Raw genomic sequence first — 24,240 nt, 5'->3', positions numbered from 1 at the left:
GACCGACCGACCGGAGGACCCTCCATGCCCTACGCCGTGGCGGGCCTCGCAGCCTTCGTGCAGCGCTATGGCTCCCTGATCCGCGCCATGGCCGACCGCGGCATGACGCGCGGGCAGGTGCGGATGCGCTTCCAGCTGCTGTTCCCGGAGGAGTCCACCGTCCTGCTGGACGCGGCGATCGCCGAGCTGGGCCAGCGCTTCCCGCAGGAGACCACCGCCCCCGAGGTCACCGACGGCGCCGTCGGCGCCGGTGTCTGGCTCGTCATGGCCCAGCACCTGGGCCTCGGCCCCGCCCGCGACTACGCCGCCCTGCACCTGAGCGCCGACGTGGTGCGCGACGTCACCGCGCTGCTTGCCGGCGCGGATCCCGACGGCGACCTGACGCAGCAGACCCTCGCGCTCATCGGCGCGGCCCAGCAGCACTGCGCCGAGGAGACCGCCTGCCGCCCGCTCAGCGCGCACGCCTACGAGCTCGCCCGGCTGAGCCTGTGCACGGACGCGAACTTCCTGTGCGGCATCGCCCACTACTGGCCCGTTCCCGAGCGCGTGGTCGCCCAGCGCCTGGGCGGCGGGCACTGGGACGCGGCCCTCGAGCGGATCGGCCTGCGGGCCGGCACCGAGCCCGCCCACGAGCACGTCTTCACGGAGGACGAGTACGCCGCGGCGGTGACGGCCTTCCTCACCCACTGCCGCAGCACCGGCCACCACCCCACCACGGCCCGGTACGGCCGCTGGGTGGTCGAGCAGGAGGCCTCCAGCGCGCGCCGGCCGTACTTCGACGGCGTCCGGCGGTTCTTCGGCTCCTGGGAGGAGGCCATGCGCTTCGCCTCGACCCGCCAGCCGGCCGGGGAGCCGGTCGGGGAGGGCTTCTCGGACACACGGACCTGGTCGGACCTGGCCACCCCCGAGGCCCAGGAGATGCTGGGCCGCGCGGGGATCGGGGTGGTCGGCCCCGGCACGGCGACCGAGGCCGTCGGCGAGGACGTGTGGGAGGACCTGCGGCGGCTCATCGCCACCGTGCTCGCCCGGCTGCCCTGGAACGACTTCCTCGTGGTCGAGTACGAGCGCTACGACGACCGCTCGGAGGCCCCGGTCGCGTGGGCCGGGGTGGGACCCCACGGCGTGGACTGTTCCGTGGTCTCCGGCGGCCAGCTGACCCACGCGGCCTGGCCCGTGGACGCCACGTTCTTCCACGAGGACGAGTGGAACGAGCCCTCGGCGTGGAACCAGCCCTGGACCACCGGCCCGCTGGGCTTCCCGGAGGCGGCGCAGAAGCTGGTCGAGGGGCTGCGCTTCGGCTGGGGCTGCTCCGACCCCTACCGGTTCCACTGGGGGGTGGGCTCCTTCCCCGCCGAGACGCGGGAGGAGAGCTCCGTGATCGCCCCCGAGGCCCACCGGTGGCCGGCCCCGGACGCCGCGGACAGCATCGACTCCTGACCTCCCGGGGCCCGCGCCCCTTCGGTGCACCGAAACCGGGGGCGGGGGCTGCCGGTCTACACTCGTCGGGAAGCGAAGGGGAGTAGTTCCCGGGTGCCGCGCACCCGTCGGTCTGTCGCCATCCCGGTCTCGACGAGGAGTCCCGGCAGCCCACCCGCACCGGCGGGCGAACGAGACCTTCCGGACCACCCCCGCCCCCGGTCGGGCCCCGCGCGCCGTGCGCCGCGACGGGCCCGAGGAAGGCCCCATGAGCCCCGAACAGACAGCCCCCTCCCCCGCTCCCGGGGAGCGTCCTCCCCGTCCGGGCCCGCCGGAGCGCGGCCAGATCCGGCGCTGGCGCAAGTACCTCGCGGAGGAACGGGCCGAGGCCCGCATCTACCACCTGCTGGCCGCCCGCAGCACCGGCCGGGAGGCGGAGATCCTGCACCAGGTCGCGGAGGCCGAGCAGCGCCACGCCGAGCACTGGGTGCGCCTGCTCGGCCCGCACGCCGCCACCGACGCCCGCCCGTCCCTGTACTCCCGGCTGCTGATCTTCCTCGCCTCCCACTTCGGCTCCGTCTTCGTCCTGGCCCTGCTCCAGCGCGCCGAGAGCCGCTCGCCCTACGACGGGGAGCAGGACGCCTCCGACGCCATGGCCGCCGACGAGGCGGTGCACGAGGAGATCGTCCGGGCGCTGGCCACCGAGGGCCGGCACAAGCTCTCCGGCAACTTCCGGGCGGCGGTGTTCGGCGCCAACGACGGCCTCGTCTCCAACCTCGCGCTGGTCATGGGCGTGGGCGCCACCGGCACGTCCCCCGCGATGGTGCTCTTCGCCGGGATCGCCGGCCTGCTCGCGGGGGCGCTGTCCATGGGGGCCGGGGAGTTCGTCTCCGTGCGTTCCCAGCGGGAGCTGCTCGACGCCTCCCAGCCCACCCAGGTGACCCTGCACGTCGCCCCGAACCTGGACCTGGACGCCAACGAGCTGGTGCTCATCTACCGCGCCCGGGGCATGAGCGAGGAGGCCGCCGAGCACCGGGCGGCGGAGCGCCTGGGCTTCTACGAGTGCGACTGCGACCCGTCCCGCTCCTTCCAGGACCCGGCCGAGGACCAGCCCGAGCAGCGGGAGCACGTGGCCCTGGGCACCGACCTGGGAGCCGCGGCGTCCAGCTTCTGCTTCTTCGCCTCGGGAGCCGTCATCCCGATCCTGCCCTACCTCGTGGGCCTGACGGGGTTTCCGGCGATGGCCGTCGCGCTCGTGCTGGTCGGCCTCGCCCTGCTGGTGACCGGCGGGCTGGTCGGTCTGCTCTCCGGGGCCTCCCCCTGGAAGCGGGGTCTCCGCCAGCTGGCCATCGGCTACGGGGCCGCCCTGGCCACCTACGTCCTGGGCCTGCTCTTCAACACGACCGTGGCCTGAGACGCGGCTCGTGACGGGGCCTGGGACGCCACGCGTCCGCCCGGAGGGCCACCCCTGGCTGTCCCCACTTGAGCGGACAGCGCGGCGCGAGTGCCGCGGTGCCCGCGCCGGACCCCGCGCCCGGAGATGCTGGTCAGACGCGAATTCCCGCGGGAGCGCCCGGCCGGGAGCGCGGGCAGCGGACCCGTCGCCGCCCGGCAGCGGGGCCTCGGCGCGGCTCCCTGGAGATTTCCTGGGGACAGCGGGTGCCGACACGGCGCCGGGTCGGATAAAGTTGCGATCGTGGTGAGAACCACAGCAATGGGGGAAATTGCGCGGGCACGACCGATTCGGACGCACTGGGGGGTGCACCGTCTGCGGCGCCCGCGCTCTGAAAGCCGCTCAGCCCACGGCTCTCCTCTGTTGAGGCGTGCAACGCCTGCCGATGGCCGCGGGTCCTCCGAAGCGAGGCGCATCTCTCCCCGCGCCGGGCGGACTCCTACCGCCCGTTCCCGCGGCCATCGGTCTACACCGCGCCGGCTCGGCACCGAGCCCGCTGCGCCGTCCCGCGCCTCCGGCCGCGCGGGCTAGGATCGTAGGGCCGCACCGGCCGACGCCGTGCTGTGCGGCCCACCACCTGCCCAGCGCCGAGGAGCTCTGCCATGCCCGACCAGGTCCCGGGGACCGTCGAACACGTCCTGACCGTCCACTGCCCCGAGGCCCACGGGCTCGTCAGCGCCATCACGTCGAACCTGACGCAGCAGGGCTGCGACATCTTCGACGTCAAGCACTTCTCCGACCGCTTCACCGACGAGTTCTTCATCCGCTGCCACACGGTCAGCGAGGCCGGGACGGCCACCGTGGAATCCCTGACGGACGGCTTCGCCCCGGTGGCCGAGCAGCACGACATGCGGTTCCGCCTGGTCTCGGCGCAGCGCAGGACGCGGGTGCTCGTGATGGTCTCCCGGTTCTCCCACTGCCTCACCGACCTGCTGCACCGCACCCGGATCGGCGAGCTGCCCATCGAGATCGTGGCCGTGGTCTCCAACCACCTCGACCACAAGAGCCTCGTCGAGTGGCACGACGTCCCGTTCCACCACGTGCCCGTCACCGCGGAGACGAAGCCGCTGGCGGAGGCGAAGCTGCTCGGGCTGGTCGAGCGCTACGACGTCGAGCTGGTGGTGCTGGCCCGCTACATGCAGGTCCTCTCGGACGAGCTGACCCGCGAGCTGTCGGGCCGGTGCATCAACATCCACCACTCGTTCCTGCCCTCGTTCAAGGGCGCCAAGCCCTATCACCAGGCCTACGCGCGCGGCGTGAAGATGGTGGGCGCCACGGCCCACTACGTGACCCCCGACCTGGACGAGGGCCCGATCATCGCCCAGCGCGTCATCCCCGTGGACCACGCCCACACGCCCGCGGACCTGGTGGCGGTCGGCCGCGACGCCGAGATGCAGGCCCTCTCGCGGGCCGTGAAGTGGCACGCCGAGGGCCGCGTGGTGCTCTCCGGCAACCGCACCATCGTCCTGGTCTGACCGCGCGGACGGCGCCGCGGCCGGACCGGCACCCCACCGGCCGCGGCACCGTCCGGCGGGCCGCCGCGGCGGCCCGGCGGTGCTAGCCGGCGCTGCGCACCGGGTCGGCGGCCACCCGCACCGGGACGCCGGTGCGCAGCGACTCCTGGGCGGCGTCGGCCACCCGCGCGGCGGCCACGGCGTCCTCCGGGGGGCACGGGTTGGGCCGGCGGCCCAGGACGAGCTCCACGAAGGCGACCATCTCCGCCCGGTAGGCCGGGGCGAAGCGCTCCGCGAAGGTCCGGTGCGGGGCGCCGGCCGGGAAGGTCACGCCCGGTTCGGCCGAGCGCACCGCGGCCCGGTCGTCCAGGCCCACGGTCAGCGAGGCCCGGGAGCCCTGGATCTCCAGGCGCACGTCGTGGCCCGCCCCGTTGTAGCGGCCGGCCGAGACCGTGCCCACGGTGCCGTCGTCGAAGGTCACCACGGCGAGCGCCGTGTCCACGTCCCCGACGGCCCCGATGGCGGGATCGCCGTTGTTGGAGCCCTTCGCGTAGACCTCCACGATCTCGTGGCCGGTCAGCCAGCGCAGGATGTCGAAGTCGTGCACGGAGCAGTCGCGGAACAGCCCGCCCGACGCGGCGAGGAACTCCACCGGGGGCGGGGTCATGTCGCAGGTGACGGCGCGCAGGGAGTGGATCCAGCCCAGCTCGCCGGCCGCGAGGGCCTCCCGGGCGCGCAGATAGCCCGCGTCGAAGCGGCGCTGGTGGCCGATCTGCACGGTCCCGCCCGCCGCCCGGACGTGCTCGAGCACGGGCAGTGAGTCCGCCACGTCCAGGGCCACGGGCTTCTCGCAGAACACCGGCACGTCCGCGTCCACGCCCGCCCGGATCAGCCCAGGGTGGGTCGCCGTCCCGGTGGCCACGACCAGCCCGTCCACCCCGGACGCCAGCATCTCCGCCGCGGAGGGCAGGAACCGGGCCCCCAGCCGCTCGGCCACCGACCGGGCGTGCGCGGCGGCGACGTCGGTCAGCACCAGCCGGACGTCGATCCCCCGCGGGTTCAGCTCCCGGTTGAGGGCGGCGAGGTTCTCGGCGTGCATGACGCCGATGCGGCCGACGCCGACGAGACCGAGGGTGATCTGCTCCATGGTGCTCCTTCGTGCAGGGCCGAGGACCGGCTGCGGGACCGGGCGGTGGATCGGGAGGAGGGGCAGCGGGCCGGGCCGGTCAGCGCGGCCCCGAGGCTCCGCCGTCCAGCCTCCGTGACACCAGTCACAGATGTCAATAAAATGTATGGACATATTCTCATCTCCCCGGGGACAATGGACAGCAGCGCCATCCGTCCCCGCCCGGCCCACCCCTGGAGGCACACCATGTCCGGCCCACTCCGTCTCACGGTCGACAAGTCCTCCCCCGTCCCGCTCTACCATCAGGTGGCGCAGGGGCTCGAGGACGCGATCCGCAGCGGAGAGCTCCCGCCCGGGACGAAGCTCGACAACGAGATCGACCTGGCGAACAGCCTGAACCTCTCCCGCCCCACCATGCGCAAGGCGATGGACCAGCTGGTGCGCGCCGGGCTGCTGGTGCGCAAGCGCGGGGTGGGCACCCAGGTGGTGGGCACCCAGGTGCGCCGTTCCCTCGAGCTGACGAGCCTGCACGAGGATCTCCGGCGCAGCGGCAGCGCGCCCAGCACCGACGTGCTGGACTTCGCCGTGGTGCCCGCCGACGAGGAGGTGGCCCTGCTGCTGGGCCTGCAGCCCGGGGACGAGGTCTACCACCTCGTGCGGCTGCGCTGCACGGACGGGGAACCGCTCGCGCTCATGGAGAACTGGATCCCGCGCGCGCTGTGCGAGCTCAGCCGGGAGCGGCTGGCCGAGGAGGGGCTCTACTCCCTCATGCGCGGCCAGGGCGTCAACTTCCAGCTGGCCCACCAGCGGGTGGGCGCCGTCTCGGCCGACGCGTTCCAGGCGGAGCAGCTGCGCGTCGACCCCGGTGCCGCGCTGGTCAGCATGCACCGCACCGCCATGGACGATCTGGGCCGCCCCGTGGAGACCGGCCGGCACGTGTACCGGGCGGACAAGTACACCTTCGAGCTGACCCTCGTCCAGCGCTAGGCCCCGCCCGGGCCTCGCACGCCCCGCATCCTGCCGCCCCGGCCCGCGGCTCCTCCACGAGCTCGGCCACGCCCGCTCCTCCCCGAGCACGGCCCGACCGGCACCGACCGACCAGCACCACCCGATCAACACCGCCCGACCAGCACCGCCCGACCAGCACCGCCCGACGACACCGGAGGACACCGACCGCATGCGCACCGACAGCTCCCGCCCCGAATGGGTCCACCCCAAGGACTCCGCCGCCCAGGACGGCTGGTTCGTCTCCCTCGGCGGCCACGACTCCGCCACCGAGGTCCCCGGCTGGGCCCACACGGGCCTGCGCGTGGCCGATCTCGGCCCGGGCGACCGGATCACCCTGGACGCCGCCGAGGAGGAGCGCATCGTGGTGCCCCTGGCCGGCAGCTTCACCGCCGAGACCGGCGGTGAGACCTACGACCTCGCCGGGCGCCCGTCCGTCTTCGCGGGCCCCACCGATGTCCTCTACACCGGGATCCGCCGGGACCTGACCGTGTCCACCGCGACCGGCGGCCGGGTGGCCGTGGCCTCCGCCCCCGCGCGCGAGGAGTACCCGACCCGGCTGGTGGCCCGTGCGGAGATCCCGGTGGAGCTGCGCGGGGCGGGCAACTGCTCCCGGCAGGTGCACAACTTCGGCACGCCCGCGGCGCTGGAGGCCGACCGGTTCATCGTGTGCGAGGTGCTCACCCCGGCGGGCAACTGGTCCTCCTATCCCCCGCACAAGCACGACGAGGAGAAGGACGGGGAGACGGCCCTCGAGGAGATCTACTACTTCGAGACGCAGCTCGCCGTCGGCATGCCCGCCCCGGAGGACGGCGGTCCGGACCCCATGGGCTACCAGCGGGTCTACGCCTCCGACGACCGGCCCATCGACGTGGCCGCGGAGGTGCGCTCGGGCGACGTGGTCCTGGTGCCCTACGGCTGGCACGGCCCGGCCATGGCGACCCCCGGCTACGACATGTACTACCTCAACGTCATGGCCGGTCCCGGCCGGGTGCGCGAGTGGCTGATCAGCGACGACCCGCACCACGGCTGGATCCGCCGGACCTGGGACGAGGCGGCGATCGACCCGCGCCTCCCCTTCGGGCGCTGAGCACGTCCGCGCCGCCGCCTCCGGGCGAGCGGCCCCGGAGGGGCCGGGGAGACGCGGAGCCCGCCCGGCCGTGGAGCCGCCGGCTCGCGCTGCTCGTGGCGGGGGTGCTGTTCATGGAGCACCTCGACGGCACGATCCTCGTGACGGCGGCTCCGCGCATCGCCGCCGATCTCGGCGTGGGCAGCGCCGAGATCGGCCTCGCGATGACCGTCTACCTCGTCACGGTGGCCACCTTCATCCCCGTGGGCGGGTGGCTGGCCGGCCGCTTCGGGGCCCGGCGGGTGTTCTGCGCCTCCATCGCCGTCTTCACCCTGGCCTCCGTCCTGTGCGCGGCCAGCACCAGCCTGCCGGCCCTCGTGGCCGGACGGGCCCTGCAGGGCCTGGGCGGGGCCCTGATGGTCCCGGTCGGACAGCTCCTGGTGCTGCGGGCCACGGACCGGCGGGACCTGCTGCGGGCGATCGCCTGGATCACGTGGCCGGCGCTGCTCGCGCCCGTGCTGGCACCGCTCCTGGGCGGGCTGCTGACCTCCTGGGCGAGCTGGCACTGGATCTTCCTGGTCAACGTCCCGGTGGGGGCGGTGGCCCTGGTGGCGGCGCTGCGGCTCGTGCGGGACGTGGAGACCGAGCGGCGGCCCCTGGACGCGCCCGGCCTGCTGTGGACCACGGTCACCGTGTTCGGGCTGGTGGCCGGTCTGCAGCTCGTCGCGGACCCGGGGTGGGCCCCGGCCGGGGCCGGGCTGCTGTGCGCGGCCGCGCTCAGCGGGGTCGCGGCCGTCCGGTGGCTGCTGCGCAGCGCGCACCCCCTGCTGGACCTGCGCGTCTACCGGATCGCCGGCTACCGGGCGGCGAACTCGGGGGGTCTGGTCTACCGCGCGGTCGTCAGCTCGGTCCCGTTCCTGCTGCCGCTGCTGTTCCAGGACGGCTTCGGCCGCTCGCCCGTGGAGTCGGGGCTGCTGGTCACCGCGGTCTTCCTCGGCAACGTGGGCATCAAGCCGGCCACCACGCCGCTGCTGCGCCGGTTCGGGTTCCGCCCCGTCCTCCTCGGCTCCGTGGCCGGTGGTGCCGCCTGCCTCGCGGCGTTCCTGCTCCTCGCCCCCGCGACGCCCCTGTGGCTCGTGACCGCTCTGCTGCTGCTCAGCGGGGCGCTGCGCTCGGTCGGCTTCACCGCCTACAACTCCCTGCAGTTCGCCGACGTGGAGCCGGGCCGGCTCTCCTCGGCCAACACCCTGTCCGCCACCGGCGCGCAGCTGGCCACCGGCCTGGGCATCGCCGTGGGCGCGCTGGTCCTGCAGCTGGCCGCGAGCGCGGCACCGGCCCTGCCCTCGGCCGGCGACCTGTTCCCCCACCGGGTCGCTTTCGCCGTCATGGCGGTCCTGCTCCTGGCGCCCCTGCTCGGTGCGCTGCGGCTCCCGCCCGGGACCGCCGCGCACGTCGCCGGGCGGCTCCCCCGGACGGCGGCGTCCCGGCGCGCGGGGTGAGGCTGGCGAGCCGGTGCGCATCCGCCCGCCGCGGCATCGGCGGCGTCAGTCCGGGACGCCCCTCCCCCTCGTCGTCCCCAGCCGTCCCGGACGTGGCAGGACCCCTCCACCACGGAGGGGCCCTGCCACGGTGTGCTCTGCCACAGGGCGCTCAGCCGTGGACAGGACCGGGTCGGCCCAGCACGCCCGCCACCCGGGCGGCCTCCCGCAGGACGCCGGCGGCGACCTCCAGACCCTCGATCCGGCCGAGGGAGACGTCCTCGTGCTCGATGTTGACGGCCATGTCCGGATCGACCTCGTACAGGGCGGTGAGGAACTGCGCCCAGTACGCGGTGTCGTGGCCACGCCCCAGGGCCACGAAGTCCCACGCGGAGTTCTTCGGCCACTCGTTGACCCACTCGTCGCCGCCGAGGTTCGTGCGGTCCTCCTCGGGGGAGAGCCGGCGGAAGCTGTTGTCCAGCACGCCGTGGAGCGCGGCGTTGCCGGGGTTGATCCGCACGTCCTTGGCCGCGGCGTGGAACACCAGGGGGCCGAGCTCGCGCACCACCGCGACCGGGTCCATCTGCTGCCAGAACAGGTGCGAGGCGTCGAGCTCCACCCCCACGTGGGTGGCGCCGGTCAGCTCGATCAGCCGGCGGACGTCGGCGGTGTTGAACACGACGTTCTGCGGGTGCAGCTCCAGGGCCACCTTGACGCCGTGGTCGGCGGCCATCCGGTCGGTCTCCCGCCAGAAGTCGGCGACGATGGCCCACTGGTGGTCCAGCACGTCGAGGGCCCCGGAGTTCCAGGCGTTGACGACCCAGTTCGGCACCGTGGCCCCGGGCTCGCCGCCAGGCAGCCCGGACATGGTGACCACGCGGTCCTGGCCCAGCCGCGCGGCCAGCCGGATGGAACGTCGGACGTCCTCGGCGTGCCTGTCGCCGATCTCGGGCTTGGGGTGCAGCGGATTGCCGTTGCAGTTCAGCCCGGCGATCGAGACCCCGGTTCCCTCGAAGATCGCCAGGTAGTCGTCGCGGGCGGCGTCGCTGACGAGGATCTCGTCCATGTCCGGGACGTGCACAGCCGGCAGGAACCCGCCGGTGTTGATCTCGATGCCCGTCAGGCCGAGGTCCGCGACGACCTTCAGGGCCTCGGGCAGGGGGCGGTCGTGAAGGATCGCACTGTAGACGCCGAGCTTCACAGGACGACCTTCTTCCCGTGGTGGGCGGCCGACTCCACGGCGGCCTCCAGGATCTCCATGTTGTGCACGCCGTCGGCGAAGGAGGCGTTGCGCGGCAGCGAATCGGACACGTCGAGACCGGCGACCTCCTCCAGGAAGGCGCGGGCCTGGTATCCGAAGGCGTCGTTCTGCCCGAAGCCGACCCCCGGGGCGTCCATGGCCAGGCCGGCGCTCAGATAGGCGTGGCCGGGGCCGAGGTTGACGGTGCGGTAGCCGTTGGTGGCCTCGGGGCCCTCGTGCAGGAACAGCTCGATCTCGGCCGGCCGGAGCTGGTCGAACCGGGCCGCGCCCTTCTCGCAGAACACCTCGAACGTCAGCGTGTTGGGGTGCCCGGCCGCCACCCGGGAGACTTCCAGGCTTCCGGCGCCCTGGGCGAACTCGGCGGAGAAGGCGGCGTAGTCGTCGTTCTCCACCGCCTCGTAGTCCTCGCCGACCTCCACCAGGTGGTGTCCGGTCACGGCGCCCAGCGGCAGCGGCCGCTCGGGGATCGCGGTGGCCAGCCGGCCGCCGGCCACGGAGCGGATGTCCCCGCAGAGGAACTCCGCGACGTAGGAGAGGTGGCTCCCGATGTCGGCCAGGGCGCCGGTGCCGGGACCGCCCTGGTAGCGCCAGCTCATGGGAGCCTTCGGGCTGCACCCGTAGTCGGTCCAGTAGCGGCCGCTGAAGTGCAGGACCTTGCCCAGGGTGCCGTCCCGGATCAGGTCGCGGATGGCCGCGATGCCGGGGTTGCGGCGGTAGGTGAAGCCGATCCGGGCGACCGTGTCCGCCTGCTCGGCGGCCCGGGCCATGGCGCGGGCGTCGTCGAGGGTGTCGCTGAGGGGCTTCTCGCACAGCACGTGCTTGCCGGCCGCCAGCAGTCCTTCGACGACCTGGCGGTGGAAGCGGTTGGCGACCACGACGCTGACCACGTCGACGGCAGGGTCCTCGGCGACCGCCTCCCAGGAGCCGACGGCGCTCTCGTAGCCGTAGCGGCGGGCCACGTGGCCGCCGAGCTGCTCGTTGACGTCGCCGATGGCCACATAGCGCAGCGGGGGCAGGACGGGGTCGTAGAGCGTGGGGGCCACGCGGTAGGCGGCCGCGTGGGCCTGGCCGGCCATGCCGGCACCGATGACGGCGACGCCGATGCTGTCGGGCACTGGTCTCTCCTGACGGGTCGAACGGACACGGGTGGCGCTGCGGAGCAGGGGCGGCCGGAGCCGGACCCGGTTTTGGAGCGCTCCAAAGAAGCGTAGAGGTGGCCCTGTCCCAGGGTCAAGACATATGTCAGGACAATCCCTGGCGGATAATGGGGCCATGAGCTCCCGCCCGCACCGCGCCCCGACCATCTACGACGTCGCCCAGGCGGCCGGCGTCTCGAAGTCGCTGGTCTCCCTGGTGCTGCGCGGCTCTTCCAGCGTGTCGGAGGCCCGGCGCACGGCGGTGCTCGAGGCCATGGCGCGGCTGGACTACCGGCCCAGCCAGGCGGCCTCCGCGCTGGCCGGGGCCACCACGCGCACGATCGGCGTGCTGATCGACGACTACCGCAACCTGTGGTTCGTGGAGCTGCTGCGCGGACTGCAGGAGGGCCTGGCGGAGCACGGGCTCCGGATCGCCGTCGCCGACCACACGCTCAACGCCCACGTGGAGGCGAGCCCGCTGGACGGCTTCCTGTCGATGCGCGTCGACGGGCTGGTCATCGCCACCGAGCCGAGCGCGGCCATGCGCGTCCCGGAGGGCCTGCCCGTCGTCGTCGCGGGACACCGGCAGGCCGTGGTCCCCGGCGCCGACGTCGTCGCGAACGACGACCGGCTGGGGGCCCGCAGGGCGACGGAGCACCTGCTCGGGCTCGGCCACCGCGGGATCGGCCACCTCACCGGCGGCGGCGGAGCGGCCCGCCTGCGGGCGGAGGGCTTCGCGGAGGCGATGTCCGCGGCCGGTCCGGCGCCGCGGACCGTTCCCGGGACCGGGGCGACCACCGAGGAGGACGGCTACGTGGCCGCGGCGCGGCTCCTGGACGAGGCACCGGAGACCACCGCGGTCTTCGCCGCGAACGACACCATGGCCATGGGCGCGCTGGCGGCGGCCCGCGAGCGCGGACTGCGCGTGCCGCAGGACCTCTCCGTGATCGGTTACGACGACTCCCCCATCGCCTCCACCCATCTCCTGGAGCTGACCACGGTCGACAGCCGCAACGCCCGGATCGGGGCGATGGCCGCCGAACGGCTCATGGCGCGGATCGCCGGGAACGGGGGTCCTGCGGGGTGTTCCCTCCTGAGCCCCGAGCTGGTCGTCCGGGGCTCCACGGCCCCGCCCCGCCCCGGGGCCTGACGGGGCCCGCAGGAGAGCACGGCAGGACCCGCCCCCGCGCGCGGGGGGTCCTGCCGTGCCGGGGGCCGCCGGGCGGCCCCCGGCACCGTGGCGCCGGTCGTCAGCGGGTGGCGCCGGCCGGCACGCCGGCGCCGTAGAGCTCCGGCTTGGGCTGGAGCTGCACGGGGACGATCTCCCCGCTCGCCTGCGCCCGGACACCGGCCTCGCAGCAGGCGGCCGTGGCGTAGCCGTCCCAGGCCGAGGGCCCGCCGATCCCACCGCGGGCGGCCGCGTCGACCCAGGCCTGGATCTCGCGGTCGTAGGCCTCCACGAAGCGCTCCTCGAAGCCGGGGGTCACGGACCCGCCCCAGGTGCCGGCGGTGCGCACGTAGGGCTCCTGGTCGCCGCCGATGCCGACGATGCCGGTCTCGAAGGACGCCTGCGTGGCGACCTGGTAGCCGAACTGGGCGTTGACGTAGACCTCCACCTGGGCCAGGATCCCGGACTCGGTCTCCAGGAGCACCAGCTGCGGGTCCCGCTGGCCCGCGGGCGCGTTGCGGGTGGAGCGCCCGATCCGGACCTGCACGGAGGTGATCTCCTCGCCGGTGAAGAACCGCACGGCGTCGAACTCGTGGACCACCGAGTCGTTGATGATCATCTCGTTGGTGAACCCGGCCGGGGTGGTGGGGTTGCGGTGCTGGTGGTGCAGGGTCAGCAGCTCGCCGTAGGTCTTCTCCTCGATCATCCGGCGCAGGCTCAGGTAGCCGGCGTCGAAGCGGCGCATGAAGCCGACCTGGACCAGCTGCCGGCCCGCGGCGACCTCCGCCTGGACCACGCGCCAGGAGGACTCGGCGTCGGGGGTGAGCGGCTTCTCGCACAGGGTGGGCAGGCCGTGCTCGATGACGGGCAGCAGCACCTGCTCGTGCAGGAAGCCGGGGGTCGCGATCAGGACGGCGTCGACGGCGCCCCGGTCCAGGACCTCCTGCAGGTCCGTGTAGGCCACGGCGCCGGGGATGTGGGCCACGGCCGCCTCGGCGCGGGGCTTGTCGATGTCGACGACGGCGGCGACCTCGGCGCCGTTGATCCGTCGGTGGAGGCGCTCGATGTGGTCGGCGCCCATGCGTCCTGCGCCGACGACGGCGACGCGCAGCGGGGTGTTCATGGTCGGTCTCCTTCATCTGCCCGGTGGGGCACGGGTGGTTCGGGACCGCGCCCCCGCCGGTGCGGGGCCGGCGGGAGCGCGGGAACGGGGTGCGGGTCAGTGGTCCCCGGAGGACGGGAACGCGAAGGACGCCCCGGAGGCGTGGTGCGGCTCGGGCCAGCGCTCGGTGACGGCCTTGCCGCGGGTGTAGAAGCGCACGCCGTCGGGACCGTAGATGTGGTGGTCGCCGAACAGGGAGGCCTTCCAGCCGCCGAAGGAGTGCCAGGCCACGGGCACCGGGATCGGGACGTTGACCCCGATCATGCCCACGGTCACCCGCCGCTTGAACTGGCGGGCGTAGGCCCCGGAGGACGTGAAGATCGCGGTGCCGTTGCCGTAGGGGTTGGCGTTGATGATCTCGATGCCCTCGTCGAGGCTGTCCACGCGCAGCACGACCAGCACGGGGCCGAAGATCTCCTCCTCGTAGGCCTCCATGTCCTGGCGGACCTTGTCGAGGACGGTCGGGCCCACGAAGAAGCCGTTCTCGTGGTCCTGGACGACGAGGTCGCGCCCGTCCACGACCACGGCCGCGCCGGCCTCCTCGGCGGCGGTCACGATCCGCACCACCCGGTCGCGGGAGGCCGGGGTGATGACCGGGCCCATGTCGGAGGAGGAGTCCATGCCGTTGCCCACGGTGATGTCCTGGGCGCGGGCGGCGAGCTTGTCCACGAGCAGGTCTGCGGCCTCCCCCACGGCCACCGCCACCGAGACGGCCATGCAGCGCTCCCCGGCGGAGCCGAAGGCCGCCGCCGTGAGGTTGTCGGCCGCGGAGTCCATGTCGGCGTCGGGCAGGACGATGGCGTGGTTCTTCGCCCCGCCCAGCGCCTGCACCCGCTTGCCGTGCTTGGTGGCGGTCTCGTGCACGTACTTCGCGATCGGGGTGGAGCCGACGAAGGAGATGCCGTCGACGTCGGGGTGGGTCAGCAGCCCGTCCACGGCCTCCTTGCCGCCGTGCAGGACCTGGAAGACACCGTCCGGCAGCCCGGCCCGCTGCCACAGCTCCGCGATCAGCAGGGACGGGGACGGGTCCCGCTCGGAGGGCTTGAGGATGAACGCGTTGCCGGTGGCGATGGCCACCGGGGCCATCCACAGCGGCACCATGACGGGGAAGTTGAACGGGGTGATGCCGGCGACCACGCCCAGGGGCTGACGGAAGGAGTAGACGTCGATGCCGGTGGAGAACTGGTCGGAGAACTCCCCCTTGAGCTGCTCGGCGATCCCGCAGGCGAACTCGACGACCTCCAGGCCGCGGCCCACCTCGCCCTTGGCGTCGGAGAGGACCTTGCCGTGCTCGGCGGTGATCAGGGCGGCCAGCTCGTCGGTGTGGGAGGCCACCAGCTCGCGGAACTTGAACAGCACCGCGGTGCGCTTGGCCAGGGAGACGTCGCCCCACGTGTCGGCGGCCTTCCGGGCCGCGGCCACCGTGGCCTGGAGGTCCTCGTCGGTGGTCAGGTGCAGGATGCCGGACACCTCACCGGTGGCGGGGTTGTAGATCTCCTGGGTGCGGTCCCCGGTGCCGGGGGTGCGCTCCCCGTTGATGAAGTGCTCGACGTGCTTGATCTGCTGCTGGGTCTGCTGTGTCATGGGGTTCCTCCTTCAGTTGCCGAGCAGCGGGCGCTGCCGGGCCTTGTGCTGCTGGTAGACCTCGTAGGCCTCGTGGGTGGATGCGAGGGTGGCGGTGCCCGTGACGGGCACGTCCCACCAGGACTCGGAGCTGGGCGCGTCGATCAGCGGGTCCGACTCGACGTGCACGAGCACCGGGCCGGAGCCCTCGGGCACCGCCTTGGCCTGCTCGACGGCCGCCTTCAGCCGCTCGATCACGCCGTCGCCGCACTCGACCCGCAGCACCCGCACGCCGAGGGACTCGGCGTTGGTGGCGAGGTCGATCGGCAGCGTGGCGCCCTCGTCGAAGCTGTGCCGCTCGCCGTCGAGGTAGCGGTACTTCGTGCCGAAGCGCTGGGAGCCCAGCTGCTCGGACAGGGCGCCGATCGAGGCGTAGCCGTGGTTCTGGATCAGCACGACCACGAGGTTGAGGCCCTCGGCCACGGCCGTGACGAGCTCGGTGTGCATCATCAGGTAGGAGCCGTCGCCGACCATGACGACGACGTCGCGGGCGTCCTGCGGCGCCCCGGCCCGCTCGGCCTCGGCGACCGCGGCCCGCTTGACGCCGAGCCCGCCGGCGATCTCGTAGCCCATGCAGGAGAACGCGTACTCCACGTGGTAGCCGTACGGGTCCTTGACCCGCCACATCTTGTGCAGGTCCCCGGGCAGCGAGCCCGCGGCGCACACCACGACGTCGCGGTCGTCCATGGCCTCGTTGACGGCTCCGATGATCTCGTTCTGGCTGGGCAGCGGCAGGTGCCGCTCGCCGAAGGCGGCGTCCACGGTGGCGTCCCAGCGCTGCTTCTCCCGCTCGACGGTCGCCGCCAGGTCCCCGCCGACCCGGTACCCGCCGAGCGCCCTGGTCAGCTCGACGAGGGTCTTGCGGGCGTCGGCGACGATCGGCACGGAGCTGCCCTGCTTGTAGGCGTCGAAGGCCGCGACGTTGACGTTGACGAAGCGCACGTCCGGGTGCTGGAAGGCGGTGCGGGAGGCGGTGGTGAAGTCCTCGTAGCGGGTGCCGACGCCGATCACGAGGTCGGCCTCGGCGACCACCGCGTTGGAGGCGGTGGAGCCGGTCGAGCCCACGGCGCCCAGGCACAGCGGGTGGTCCCAGTCCAGCACGCCCACGCCGGCCTGGGTGTAGGCGACGGGGATGCCGGTGGCCTCGGCGAACTCCCGCAGCGCCTCGGTGGCGAAGGCGTAGTGCACCCCGCCGCCGGCGATGACGACCGGCCGCTCGGCCGCGCGGATCGCCGCGACGGCGGCACGGACGTCCTCCTCCTCCGGGGCGGGGCGGCGGATCCGCCACTCCCGGGGGGCGAGGAACTCCTCGGGCACCTCGAGGGCCTCCGCCTGCACGTCCTGCGGCAGCGCGATCGTCACCGCACCGGTCTCGGCCGGGTCCGTGAGCACGCGCATGCCGGACAGCAGCGCCGAGAAGAGCTGCTCGGGCCGCACCACGCGGTCGAAGAAGCGGGAGACCGGGCGGAACACGTCGTTGACCGTGATGTCGCCCGCGTCGGGGCGCTCCAGCTGCTGCAGCACGGGGTCCGGGGTGCGGGTGGCGAACTGGTCCGAGGGGAACAGCAGCGCCGGCAGCCGGTTGGTGGTGGCCAGCGCGGCGCCGGTGACCATGTTCGTGGCCCCGGGCCCGATCGAGGTGCTCACCGCGAAGGTGGCCCGGCGGCGGGTGTGCCGGGCGTAGCCGACGGCCTGGTGCACCTGGGCCTGCTCGTTGCGGCCCTGGTAGTAGGGCATGACCGTGGGGTCCTCGGCCTGGAACTGCTTGAGCGCCTGGCCCACGCCGGCCACGTTGCCGTGCCCGAAGATGCCGAACATGCCCGGGATCGTGCGCTGCCGGTACTCCTCGGCGCCGATCCGGTCCACGGTCCACTGGTTGGCCAGGAACGCGACGAGCGCCTGGGAGACGGAGAGGGTGCGGGTGCTCATCGGGCGGCTCCTTCCTCGACGGGGTGGCCCTTCAGCAGGGAGGCTGCGGTGGCGACGGCGCCGGCGACGTCGCCGTCCTCCGGGTACAGCAGGGTGCGCCCGACGGTGAGGCCCTGGACGCCGGGCAGGGCCAGCGCGGCCTCCCAGGTCGCGAAGACCTCGTCCGGCCGCCCGCTCGGGTCCCCGCCCAGCAGGACGGTGGGCAGGGTGGTGGCCGCCATGACCCGCTCCATCTCCTCCACCACGGGCAGCTTCATCCAGGTGTGCGCCGACGTGCCGCCGAGCCCCTGGGCGATGGCCACGGACCGGATCACGGCGTCGGCGGAGAGGTCGTTGACGATCCCGCGGTCGGTGATCCGGGAGATGAACGGCTCGACCATCGCGATGAGGCCCAGGGCGGCCAGGGAGTCGACGGCCTTGGCGGTGTTCTCCAGGACGGAGGTGGTGTGCGGGTCCTCGAAGCAGATGCGGGTGAGCATCTTGCCGCCGTCGGCGCCGACCTTGTTCAGCGCCTCGGCGGTGTGCCCGGTGAAGCGGTCGTCGATCTCGTTGACCAGGCCCGGCAGGCCGCCGCGGTTCATGGAGCCGAAGACGAGCTTGCCGTCGAGGGCCCCGAGCAGCAGCAGGTCGTCGAGCACGTCCGGGGAGGCGAGGACGCCGTCCACCTGGGGGTTCGCCAGGGCGATCTGCAGCCGGTCGAGCAGGCTGCGCCGGTCGGCCATGGCGTCGTGCTCGCCGCGCACCCTGAGGGCGCCGCGGGCGGCGTGGTCGGCGGCGACCACGAAGTTCTGCCGCCCGTGCACGGGACCGGGGTGGCGGCGCCGGGAGTCGGCGGCGCGCTGGACGGCCCGGGGGTCCTCGAGCCGGATCCGGGAGAGGTGCTCGTAGCGGCGCGGATCGGCCGTGTCGAGCTCGGCGGGGGACGTGGTCGTCATCGGGTGGCTCCTTCGGGAACGGCGCGGCCGCGCTCGCGCAGCAGCTGGAATACCTCGTCGGGGGTGGGCATGGCGTCCGAGCAGGAGATCCTCGACGCGACGATGGCGCCGGAGGCGTTGGCGTAGTCGAGCACCTGCTCGAGCGGCCAGCCCTGGTTGATGCCGTGGCAGAAGGCGCCGCCGAAGGAGTCCCCGGCGCCGAGGCCGTTGACGGTCTCGACCGGCACCGGGGCGGAGACCACGCGCTCGTCGCGGGTCTTGGCCATCACGCCCTCCGGGCCGAGCTTGACCACGGCGATGCGCACGCCGGCCGCGAGCAGCCGGTCGGCCTGCTCGTCGGGGGTGCCCTCCCCGACGGCCACGGCGCACTCCTTGTCGTTGCCGATGGCGATGGTCACGTGCTGCAGCAGCTCGTGCACCTGCGACCGGGCCTCCTCCTCGGAGGTCCAGAACATCGGGCGGTAGTCGAGGTCGAGGATCGTGTGCTGGTCCGCGCGCAGCTGCTCCCGGGGGCGGGCCTCGTGCGCGGCGACGTGGGCGGAGCGGCTGGGCTCCTGGCACAGCCCGGTGACCGTGGACCACAGGATGCGCGCCTCGCGCACGGCCTCGGCGTCGATCTCCTCGGGGCGGATCTGCAGGTCCGGGGCCGTGGGGAACCGGCCGTAGAAGTACAGCGGGAAGTCCTCCGGCGGGCGGATCGCGCAGAACGTGGCGGGGGTCTGCAGTCCCGGCACGGCCGTGACGAACCGGTCGTCCACGCCGTAGCGGGTCAGCTCGCGGTGCAGGTAGGTGCCGAACGGGTCGTCGCCGGTGCGGGTGATCACCGCGGCGGACTCGCCGTGGCGGGCCGCGGCCACGGCCACGTTGGACGGGGAGCCGCCGAGGTACTTGCGGAACGTGGTCACGTCCTCGAGGCCGACCCCGACGTCGTCGGGGTAGATGTCGACGCTGATGCGCCCCAGGGTCACGACGTCGTAGCTCACGCCTTCACCTCCACCTTCTGCGCCGCGGCGGCGCGCTCGCGCATCTGTTCCAGCTGGTACCGGGAGACCTCCACGGCGTTCTCGTTCTCGGCGAAGACCGAGGAGACCATCACGGTGTCCTCGCGGTCGAGGAAACCGTTGGCCGCGAGCCCGCCGAAGAACTCGTCCCAGTCGACGTCGCCGTCCCCGATCTTCAGGTGCTGGTGCACCCGGGCCGCGCTGCCCGGCGGGTTGGTGATGTAGCGCAGCCCGTGGGAGCGGTGGTGGTCCATGGTGTCGCCGACGTGCACCACCCGCAGCCGGTCCCCCACGGCGGCCATGATCTCGAGCGGGGCGTCCTCCATGTGGAAGGTGTGCGGCGCCACGTAGACGAAGCCGAGGTGCGGGGAGTTCACGCCGCGGATGACGCGCCAGGCGGCGAGACCCTGCTCGACGAAGTCGTCGGGGTGCGGGTCGATCGCGACGTGCACGCCCTCCCGCTCGATCATGGGCAGCAGCTCCTCCACGGAGCGGTAGAACGCACGCTCGGACTCCTCGGCGAGCTCGGGCCGGCCCTGGAACTCGGTGTTCATCTGGGTCACGCCGAGGTCCACGGTCATCCGGATGGCGCGCTTCCAGTAGCGCACCGCGGCCTCCCGGGCGTCCGGGTCCGGGGAGGACCAGCGCAGCACCGGCAGCACCGAGGCGATCTGCACGCCGGCGTCGCGGCAGGCCCGGCGCAGGTCCGCGACGAGCTGGTCGTCGGCCTTGGGGTGGTTGAAGAAGGGCAGGAAGTCCGCGTGCGGGGTCAGCTGCAGGTACTCGTAGCCGAGCTCGGCCGCGAGCGCGGGGAACTCGAGCAGCGAGTGGGAGTGGTGGAACGGGGTGGGGTCGAGAGCGATCTTCATGGACGGTTCTCCAGGTCTGTGGTGCCGGGGCGGGTCAGCGGACGCTCGTGCGCGAGCCGCAGCCCAGCAGGTAGGAGCGGGTGCGGGTGGCGATGGGCAGCGGGACGTCGAAGGAGGAGACGGGGTACATGTCCTGCTCGACGATGCCGAAGATCGGCCGGTCGAGCTTCTCGACCTCCGCGGTCACCGCGGCGAGGTCCGGCAGGCCGGCGGGGGGCTCCACCATGACGCCGGCGAGGTTGGCGGCGGCCCAGGTCATGTTCTCCCGGCGCACGCGCTCGAGGACCACGGGGTCGATCTGCTTCAGGTGCAGGTAGCCGATCCGCTCGGGGTACTTGCGGATCAGGTCCACCGAGGACGCCCCGCCGTACTCGGCGTGGCCGGTGTCCAGGCACAGGGTCACGAGCTCGGGATCGGTGCGCTGCAGGAACGTCTCGATGTCGGGCTGGCCGCACACGTGGGAGTCCGCGTGGGAGTGGAACTGCTGCTGGAGACCGAAGTCCTCGCGCAGCACCTTGCCCAGCCGGTCGTGGCCCTCGCACAGGGCGTTCCACTGCTCGGTGCTCAGCTGCTCGTTCTCGAGCGCCTCGCCCGTGACGTCGTCGCGCCACATGGCGGGGATGACCGCGATGTGCTCACCGCCCATGGCGGCCGTCAGCTCGGCGACCTTCCGGGCGGGCTCCCAGGCCTCCTGCCACTGGTCGGCGCCGCGGTGGAAGGCGGTGAAGACGGTGCCCGCCGAGACCTGCAGGTTCCGCTGGGCGAGCTCGTCGGCGAGCCGGGCGGGATCGGTGGGCAGGTAGCCGTAGGGCCCCAGCTCGATCCAGGAGTACCCCGCCTCGGCCACCTCGTCGAGGAAGCGCTCCCACGGGGTCTGCTGCGGGTCGTCGGGGAACCACACGCCCCACGAGTCCGGGGCCGTGCCGATGAGCACGGGGTTCTGCTGCTGTGCCGCCGCGCCGGCGGTCGCGGTGGTCGCGTTCTGCTGCGCCATGATGACCTGCTTCCTGGTTCTGGTACCTGGTCACCGCCACGGTCCGTCGTCCGGGCGACGGGGCGATCAGTGGTCGGGATCACAACCAGAATACCGACCCAGGTCAGTTTGTAAAGACATACCGTCTTATGCGTCCCGCGGCCTCCGCGCACGGTGCCGCACCAGCACCGCCGAGCCCCGCAGCGGTGCGCCGGCACCGGGGCCGCCGCCGGTCCGCGCCGACCGGTGCACACGCATGTAAGTATGTCTTGACATAACGGGTCGGGCGGGGTGATGGTGGAACAGCCCCGACCGCACGGAGCCGGGCCCACGGCACGTCCGGGGCCGGGCCGTCGCCGCCGGGAGCGGCGCGGCGACCCGACCACCGCCCCGTCCGGCCCGGGACCATCCTGCCCCCGAGCCCTTCCGCAGCATCCGACCGAAAGGCCCTGCCGTGCCCCTCGTGCGCATCGACGTCACCGAGAACCGCCGCACCCCCGAGCAGCTCCGCGCTCTGGCCGACGTCGTCCAGGACGTCATGCTCGACACCTTCGCCGCCCCGCCCCGGGACCGCTACCAGATCGTCACCGAGCACCGGCCCGGGCAGATCATCGCCGAGGACACGGGCCTGGGCCTCGCCCGCACCGACGACCTCGTGGTGGTCCAGGTCGTCCAGCAGGGCCGCAGCGAGGCCCAGAAGCAGGCCATGTACCGGGCCCTGGCCGACCGCCTCGAGCAGCGGACCGGCCTGGACCCGCAGGACCTGATCGTCTCCGTCACCGAGAACACCCGCGAGGACTGGTCCTTCGGCCGGGGCGTCGCCCAGTTCCTCACCGGAGAGCTCTGAGCCGCGCGGGCCCGCGCACACGGGAAGGCCCCGTCCACGAACATCGTGGACGGGGCCTTCCCGTGTGCCGGTCGACGGGCCGGGGCCCGCCGGGTCACTTGCCCTCGAAGATCTCCCGCATGAGCTGGGCGGTCTCGGACGGCGTCTTGCCGACCTTCACGCCTGCCGCCTCGAGAGCCTCCTTCTTGGCCTGGGCGGTGCCCGAGGAGCCCGAGACGATCGCCCCGGCGTGACCCATGGTCTTGCCCTCGGGGGCCGTGAAGCCCGCGACGTAGCCGACGACCGGCTTGGTCACGTTGGCCTTGATGAAGTCCGCGGCACGCTCCTCGGCGTCGCCGCCGATCTCGCCGATCATCACGATGGCCTCGGTCTCGGGGTCCGCCTCGAACGCCTCGAGGGCGTCGATGTGGGTGGTCCCGATGATCGGGTCGCCGCCGATGCCGATGGCGGTGGTGAACCCGATGTCCCGCAGCTCGTACATCATCTGGTAGGTCAGGGTGCCGGACTTGGAGACCAGGCCGATCTTGCCCTTGCCGGTGATGTTCGCCGGGGTGATCCCCACCAGCGACTCGCCCGGGGTGATGATGCCGGGGCAGTTCGGGCCGATGATCCGGGTGGTCTGCTTGCCGTTCGCGTCGGTCTTCGACTTCGCGTAGGCCCAGAACTCCGCGGAGTCCTGCACCGGGATGCCCTCGGTGATGACCACGACGAGCGGGACCTCGGCGTCGATGGCCTCGATCACGGCGTCCTTGGTGAAGGCCGGCGGCACGAAGACGATCGACACGTCCGCGCCGGTCTTCTCGACGGCCTCGGCGACGGTGCCGAAGACCGGCAGCTCGACGTCGTTGCCGTCCTTGTCCTGGTGGGCCACGGTGGTGCCGGCCTTGCGGGCGTTGACGCCGCCCATGACCTGGGTCCCCGCGGCGAGCATCCGGCCGGTGTGCTTGGTGCCCTCGCCGCCGGTGATGCCCTGAACGATGACCTTGGAGTCCTTGTTCAAAAAGATAGACATTGCTGTTCGTTCCTTAGAAGTGTTCGTCCGGTCGGCGGATCAGTTGGCGGCGTGGGCGAGCTCGGCGGCCTTGTCCGCGCCCTCGTCCATCGTCTCGGCGAGGGTGACCAGCGGGTGGTTGGCGGCGGCGAGGATGCGTCGGCCCTCCTCGACGTTGTTGCCGTCCAGGCGGACCACGAGCGGCTTGTCCTCCTCGTCGCCGAGGATCTCCAGGGCCTTCACGATGCCGTTGGCCACGGCGTCGCAGGCGGTGATCCCGCCGAAGACGTTGACGAACACGGACTTGACCTGCGGGTCGTTGAGGATGACGTCCAGGCCCGCGGCCATGACCTCGGCCGAGGCGCCGCCGCCGATGTCCAGGAAGTTGGCCGGCTTGACGTCGCCGTGCTTCTCCCCGGCGTAGGCGACGACGTCCAGGGTGGACATGACCAGGCCCGCGCCGTTGCCGATGATCCCGACCTCGCCGTCGAGCTTGACGTAGTTGAGGTCGTGCTCCTTGGCCTTCTCCTCGAGGGGGTCGGCGCTGGACTTGTCGACGAGCTCGGCGTGGTCGGCCTGCCGGAACTCGGCGTTCTCGTCCAGGGTGACCTTGCCGTCCAGGGCGATGACCTGCCCGTCGCCGGTCTTGACCAGCGGGTTGACCTCCACCAGGGTGGCGTCCTCCTTCTTGAAGACGTCCCACAGCTTGACCAGGACCGGCACGACCTTGGCGGCGGTCTCCTCGTCGAACTTCGCCTGCGCCACGATCTCGCGGGCCTTGGCCTCGGTGATCCCCTCGGTGGGGACGACCTCGACGCGGGCGAGGGCCTCGGGCCGCTCCACGGCGAGCTGCTCGATCTCCACACCGCCCTCGACGGAGCACATGGCCAGGTAGGAGCGGTTGGCGCGGTCCAGCAGGATCGAGAAGTAGTACTCCTCGGCGATGTCGGCGCCCTGGGCGATCATCACCCGGTGGACCGTGTGGCCCTTGATGTCCATGCCGAGGATCTGCTGGGCGTACTCGTAGGCCTCGTCGGCGGTCTTGGCGACCTTCACGCCACCGGCCTTGCCGCGCCCTCCCACCTTGACCTGGGCCTTCACGACGGTGACGCCGCCGATCTTCTCGGCGGCGGCCTTTGCTTCTTCCGGGGTGGTCGCGACGATGCCCTGGAGCACGGGGACGCCGTGCTTCTCGAACAGGTCGCGTGCCTGGTATTCGAACAGGTCCACGGGTGAATGCCCTTCTTCGTCGAAGTCGTGGATCGGCGACGGCCCGGGCAGTAGGCGGGTCGTCCTCCGACCTGATGGTGAACGGAGCGCCGCACATCCCCGGGCCGAGGCCTG

Annotated in this window: 20 protein-coding genes; 8 read left to right on the top strand and 12 right to left on the bottom strand. The window is 72.9% G+C overall.

All coding sequences use genetic code 11. The features are described from left to right. The first annotated feature begins 24 nt into the window (after positions 1-24). The 3 genes from AYX06_RS15085 to purU all read left to right on the top strand — a co-directional run bounded on the left by AYX06_RS15085 (position 25) and on the right by purU (position 4,344). The gene (locus AYX06_RS15085) at positions 25-1,437 is read left to right on the top strand and encodes a TY-Chap domain-containing protein (protein ID WP_062736463.1); all 1,413 of its coding nucleotides are present in this window, start codon (positions 25-27) and stop codon (positions 1,435-1,437) included. 247 nt (positions 1,438-1,684) lie between these two features. Beyond that, positions 1,685-2,830 (top strand): VIT1/CCC1 transporter family protein, encoded by a 1,146-nt coding sequence (locus tag AYX06_RS15080; RefSeq protein ID WP_062736462.1) that lies wholly within the window; start codon positions 1,685-1,687, stop codon positions 2,828-2,830. Positions 2,831-3,471: 641 nt separating this feature from the next. Next, complete coding sequence (gene purU, locus AYX06_RS15075) at positions 3,472-4,344, top strand: formyltetrahydrofolate deformylase (RefSeq protein WP_062736461.1); 873 nt, start codon at positions 3,472-3,474, stop codon at positions 4,342-4,344. An 82-nt stretch (positions 4,345-4,426) separates the two neighbouring features. Here the strand turns inward: purU and AYX06_RS15070 are convergent, their stop codons facing one another. Further along, a complete protein-coding gene (locus tag AYX06_RS15070; RefSeq protein WP_062736460.1) occupies positions 4,427-5,470 on the bottom strand; it encodes a Gfo/Idh/MocA family oxidoreductase in 1,044 nt (347 codons plus the stop codon). A 225-nt stretch (positions 5,471-5,695) separates the two neighbouring features. Here AYX06_RS15070 and AYX06_RS15065 point away from each other — a divergent pair, with 225 nt between their 5' ends. From AYX06_RS15065 to AYX06_RS15055, 3 genes are all read left to right on the top strand, one after another. After that, positions 5,696-6,436: a GntR family transcriptional regulator gene (locus AYX06_RS15065; protein WP_062736459.1), complete on the top strand. Its 741-nt coding sequence runs from the start codon at positions 5,696-5,698 to the stop codon at positions 6,434-6,436. A 190-nt stretch (positions 6,437-6,626) separates the two neighbouring features. Further along, on the top strand, positions 6,627-7,544 hold the full coding sequence (iolB, locus tag AYX06_RS15060; protein ID WP_062736458.1) for a 5-deoxy-glucuronate isomerase: 918 nt from the start codon (positions 6,627-6,629) through the stop codon (positions 7,542-7,544). 113 nt (positions 7,545-7,657) lie between these two features. After that, entirely contained in the window at positions 7,658-9,022 is a 1,365-nt protein-coding gene (locus tag AYX06_RS15055; RefSeq protein ID WP_084271786.1) for an MFS transporter, read from the top strand. Positions 9,023-9,173: 151 nt separating this feature from the next. Here the strand turns inward: AYX06_RS15055 and AYX06_RS15050 are convergent, their stop codons facing one another. Together AYX06_RS15050 and AYX06_RS15045 are read right to left on the bottom strand one after the other, a co-directional pair. Beyond that, entirely contained in the window at positions 9,174-10,202 is a 1,029-nt protein-coding gene (locus AYX06_RS15050; RefSeq protein ID WP_062736457.1) for a sugar phosphate isomerase/epimerase family protein, read from the bottom strand. Continuing rightward, the gene (locus AYX06_RS15045; protein ID WP_186815638.1) at positions 10,199-11,377 is read right to left on the bottom strand and encodes a Gfo/Idh/MocA family protein; all 1,179 of its coding nucleotides are present in this window, start codon (positions 11,375-11,377) and stop codon (positions 10,199-10,201) included. The genes AYX06_RS15050 and AYX06_RS15045 overlap by 4 nt, the downstream gene beginning before the upstream one ends. Before the next feature lie 157 nt (positions 11,378-11,534). On the opposite strand from AYX06_RS15045, the gene AYX06_RS15040 reads away from it, so the two are divergent. After that, entirely contained in the window at positions 11,535-12,548 is a 1,014-nt protein-coding gene (locus AYX06_RS15040) for a LacI family DNA-binding transcriptional regulator (protein WP_084271652.1), read from the top strand. Between the two features lie 100 nt (positions 12,549-12,648). On the opposite strand, the gene AYX06_RS15035 is transcribed toward AYX06_RS15040, so the two are convergent. The 7 genes from AYX06_RS15035 to AYX06_RS15005 all read right to left on the bottom strand — a co-directional run bounded on the left by AYX06_RS15035 (position 12,649) and on the right by AYX06_RS15005 (position 21,079). After that, on the bottom strand, positions 12,649-13,689 hold the full coding sequence (locus tag AYX06_RS15035; protein ID WP_062736456.1) for a Gfo/Idh/MocA family protein: 1,041 nt from the start codon (positions 13,687-13,689) through the stop codon (positions 12,649-12,651). Between the two features lie 96 nt (positions 13,690-13,785). Beyond that, entirely contained in the window at positions 13,786-15,312 is a 1,527-nt protein-coding gene (locus tag AYX06_RS15030) for a CoA-acylating methylmalonate-semialdehyde dehydrogenase (RefSeq protein ID WP_062736455.1), read from the bottom strand. Positions 15,313-15,324: 12 nt separating this feature from the next. Continuing rightward, positions 15,325-17,280: a 3D-(3,5/4)-trihydroxycyclohexane-1,2-dione acylhydrolase (decyclizing) gene (gene iolD, locus AYX06_RS15025; protein WP_062736454.1), complete on the bottom strand. Its 1,956-nt coding sequence runs from the start codon at positions 17,278-17,280 to the stop codon at positions 15,325-15,327. Then, on the bottom strand, positions 17,277-18,215 hold the full coding sequence (locus AYX06_RS19900) for a Cgl0159 family (beta/alpha)8-fold protein (protein ID WP_062736453.1): 939 nt from the start codon (positions 18,213-18,215) through the stop codon (positions 17,277-17,279). The genes iolD and AYX06_RS19900 overlap by 4 nt, the downstream gene beginning before the upstream one ends. Then, a complete protein-coding gene (gene iolC / locus AYX06_RS15015; protein WP_062736452.1) occupies positions 18,212-19,198 on the bottom strand; it encodes a 5-dehydro-2-deoxygluconokinase in 987 nt (328 codons plus the stop codon). Before iolC ends, AYX06_RS19900 begins: the two co-directional genes overlap by 4 nt. Next, positions 19,195-20,085: a sugar phosphate isomerase/epimerase family protein gene (locus AYX06_RS15010; protein WP_062736451.1), complete on the bottom strand. Its 891-nt coding sequence runs from the start codon at positions 20,083-20,085 to the stop codon at positions 19,195-19,197. Before AYX06_RS15010 ends, iolC begins: the two co-directional genes overlap by 4 nt. A gap of 34 nt (positions 20,086-20,119) precedes the next feature. Beyond that, positions 20,120-21,079 (bottom strand): sugar phosphate isomerase/epimerase family protein, encoded by a 960-nt coding sequence (locus AYX06_RS15005; protein WP_062736450.1) that lies wholly within the window; start codon positions 21,077-21,079, stop codon positions 20,120-20,122. A 433-nt stretch (positions 21,080-21,512) separates the two neighbouring features. On the opposite strand from AYX06_RS15005, the gene AYX06_RS15000 reads away from it, so the two are divergent. Next, positions 21,513-21,905, top strand: a complete 393-nt coding sequence (locus AYX06_RS15000; protein WP_062736449.1) for a tautomerase family protein — start codon at positions 21,513-21,515, stop codon at positions 21,903-21,905. A 94-nt stretch (positions 21,906-21,999) separates the two neighbouring features. Here the strand turns inward: AYX06_RS15000 and sucD are convergent, their stop codons facing one another. Next, positions 22,000-22,917, bottom strand: coding sequence for a succinate--CoA ligase subunit alpha (gene sucD, locus AYX06_RS14995; RefSeq protein WP_062736448.1), 918 nt, complete (start codon positions 22,915-22,917; stop codon positions 22,000-22,002). Between the two features lie 39 nt (positions 22,918-22,956). Continuing rightward, positions 22,957-24,126 carry an ADP-forming succinate--CoA ligase subunit beta gene (sucC, locus tag AYX06_RS14990; protein ID WP_062736447.1) on the bottom strand — a complete coding sequence of 390 codons (1,170 nt, stop codon included), beginning with the start codon at positions 24,124-24,126 and terminating at the stop codon, positions 22,957-22,959. Between the last annotated feature and the right edge of the window lie 114 nt (positions 24,127-24,240).

It is taken from the genome of Kocuria turfanensis (assembly GCF_001580365.1).
GTDB lineage: Bacteria > Actinomycetota > Actinomycetes > Actinomycetales > Micrococcaceae > Kocuria > Kocuria turfanensis.
Note: the sequence above shows the minus strand (reverse complement) of the source record. Positions and strands in the feature narration are given on the sequence as shown.

Excerpts from the sequence above, each read along its gene's own strand:
- AYX06_RS15085 (WP_062736463.1), top strand. The coding sequence starts at position 25 with ATGCCCTACGCCGTGGCGGGCCTCGCAGCCTTCGTGCAGCGCTATGGC.
- AYX06_RS15080 (WP_062736462.1), top strand. The coding sequence starts at position 1,685 with ATGAGCCCCGAACAGACAGCCCCCTCCCCCGCTCCCGGGGAGCGTCCT.
- purU (WP_062736461.1), top strand. The coding sequence starts at position 3,472 with ATGCCCGACCAGGTCCCGGGGACCGTCGAACACGTCCTGACCGTCCAC.
- AYX06_RS15070 (WP_062736460.1), bottom strand. The coding sequence starts at position 5,470 with ATGGAGCAGATCACCCTCGGTCTCGTCGGCGTCGGCCGCATCGGCGTC.
- AYX06_RS15065 (WP_062736459.1), top strand. The coding sequence starts at position 5,696 with ATGTCCGGCCCACTCCGTCTCACGGTCGACAAGTCCTCCCCCGTCCCG.
- iolB (WP_062736458.1), top strand. The coding sequence starts at position 6,627 with ATGCGCACCGACAGCTCCCGCCCCGAATGGGTCCACCCCAAGGACTCC.
- AYX06_RS15055 (WP_084271786.1), top strand. The coding sequence starts at position 7,658 with ATGGAGCACCTCGACGGCACGATCCTCGTGACGGCGGCTCCGCGCATC.
- AYX06_RS15040 (WP_084271652.1), top strand. The coding sequence starts at position 11,535 with ATGAGCTCCCGCCCGCACCGCGCCCCGACCATCTACGACGTCGCCCAG.
- AYX06_RS15035 (WP_062736456.1), bottom strand. The coding sequence starts at position 13,689 with ATGAACACCCCGCTGCGCGTCGCCGTCGTCGGCGCAGGACGCATGGGC.
- AYX06_RS15030 (WP_062736455.1), bottom strand. The coding sequence starts at position 15,312 with ATGACACAGCAGACCCAGCAGCAGATCAAGCACGTCGAGCACTTCATC.
- iolD (WP_062736454.1), bottom strand. The coding sequence starts at position 17,280 with ATGAGCACCCGCACCCTCTCCGTCTCCCAGGCGCTCGTCGCGTTCCTG.
- AYX06_RS19900 (WP_062736453.1), bottom strand. The coding sequence starts at position 18,215 with ATGACGACCACGTCCCCCGCCGAGCTCGACACGGCCGATCCGCGCCGC.
- AYX06_RS15010 (WP_062736451.1), bottom strand. The coding sequence starts at position 20,085 with ATGAAGATCGCTCTCGACCCCACCCCGTTCCACCACTCCCACTCGCTG.
- AYX06_RS15005 (WP_062736450.1), bottom strand. The coding sequence starts at position 21,079 with ATGGCGCAGCAGAACGCGACCACCGCGACCGCCGGCGCGGCGGCACAG.
- sucD (WP_062736448.1), bottom strand. The coding sequence starts at position 22,917 with ATGTCTATCTTTTTGAACAAGGACTCCAAGGTCATCGTTCAGGGCATC.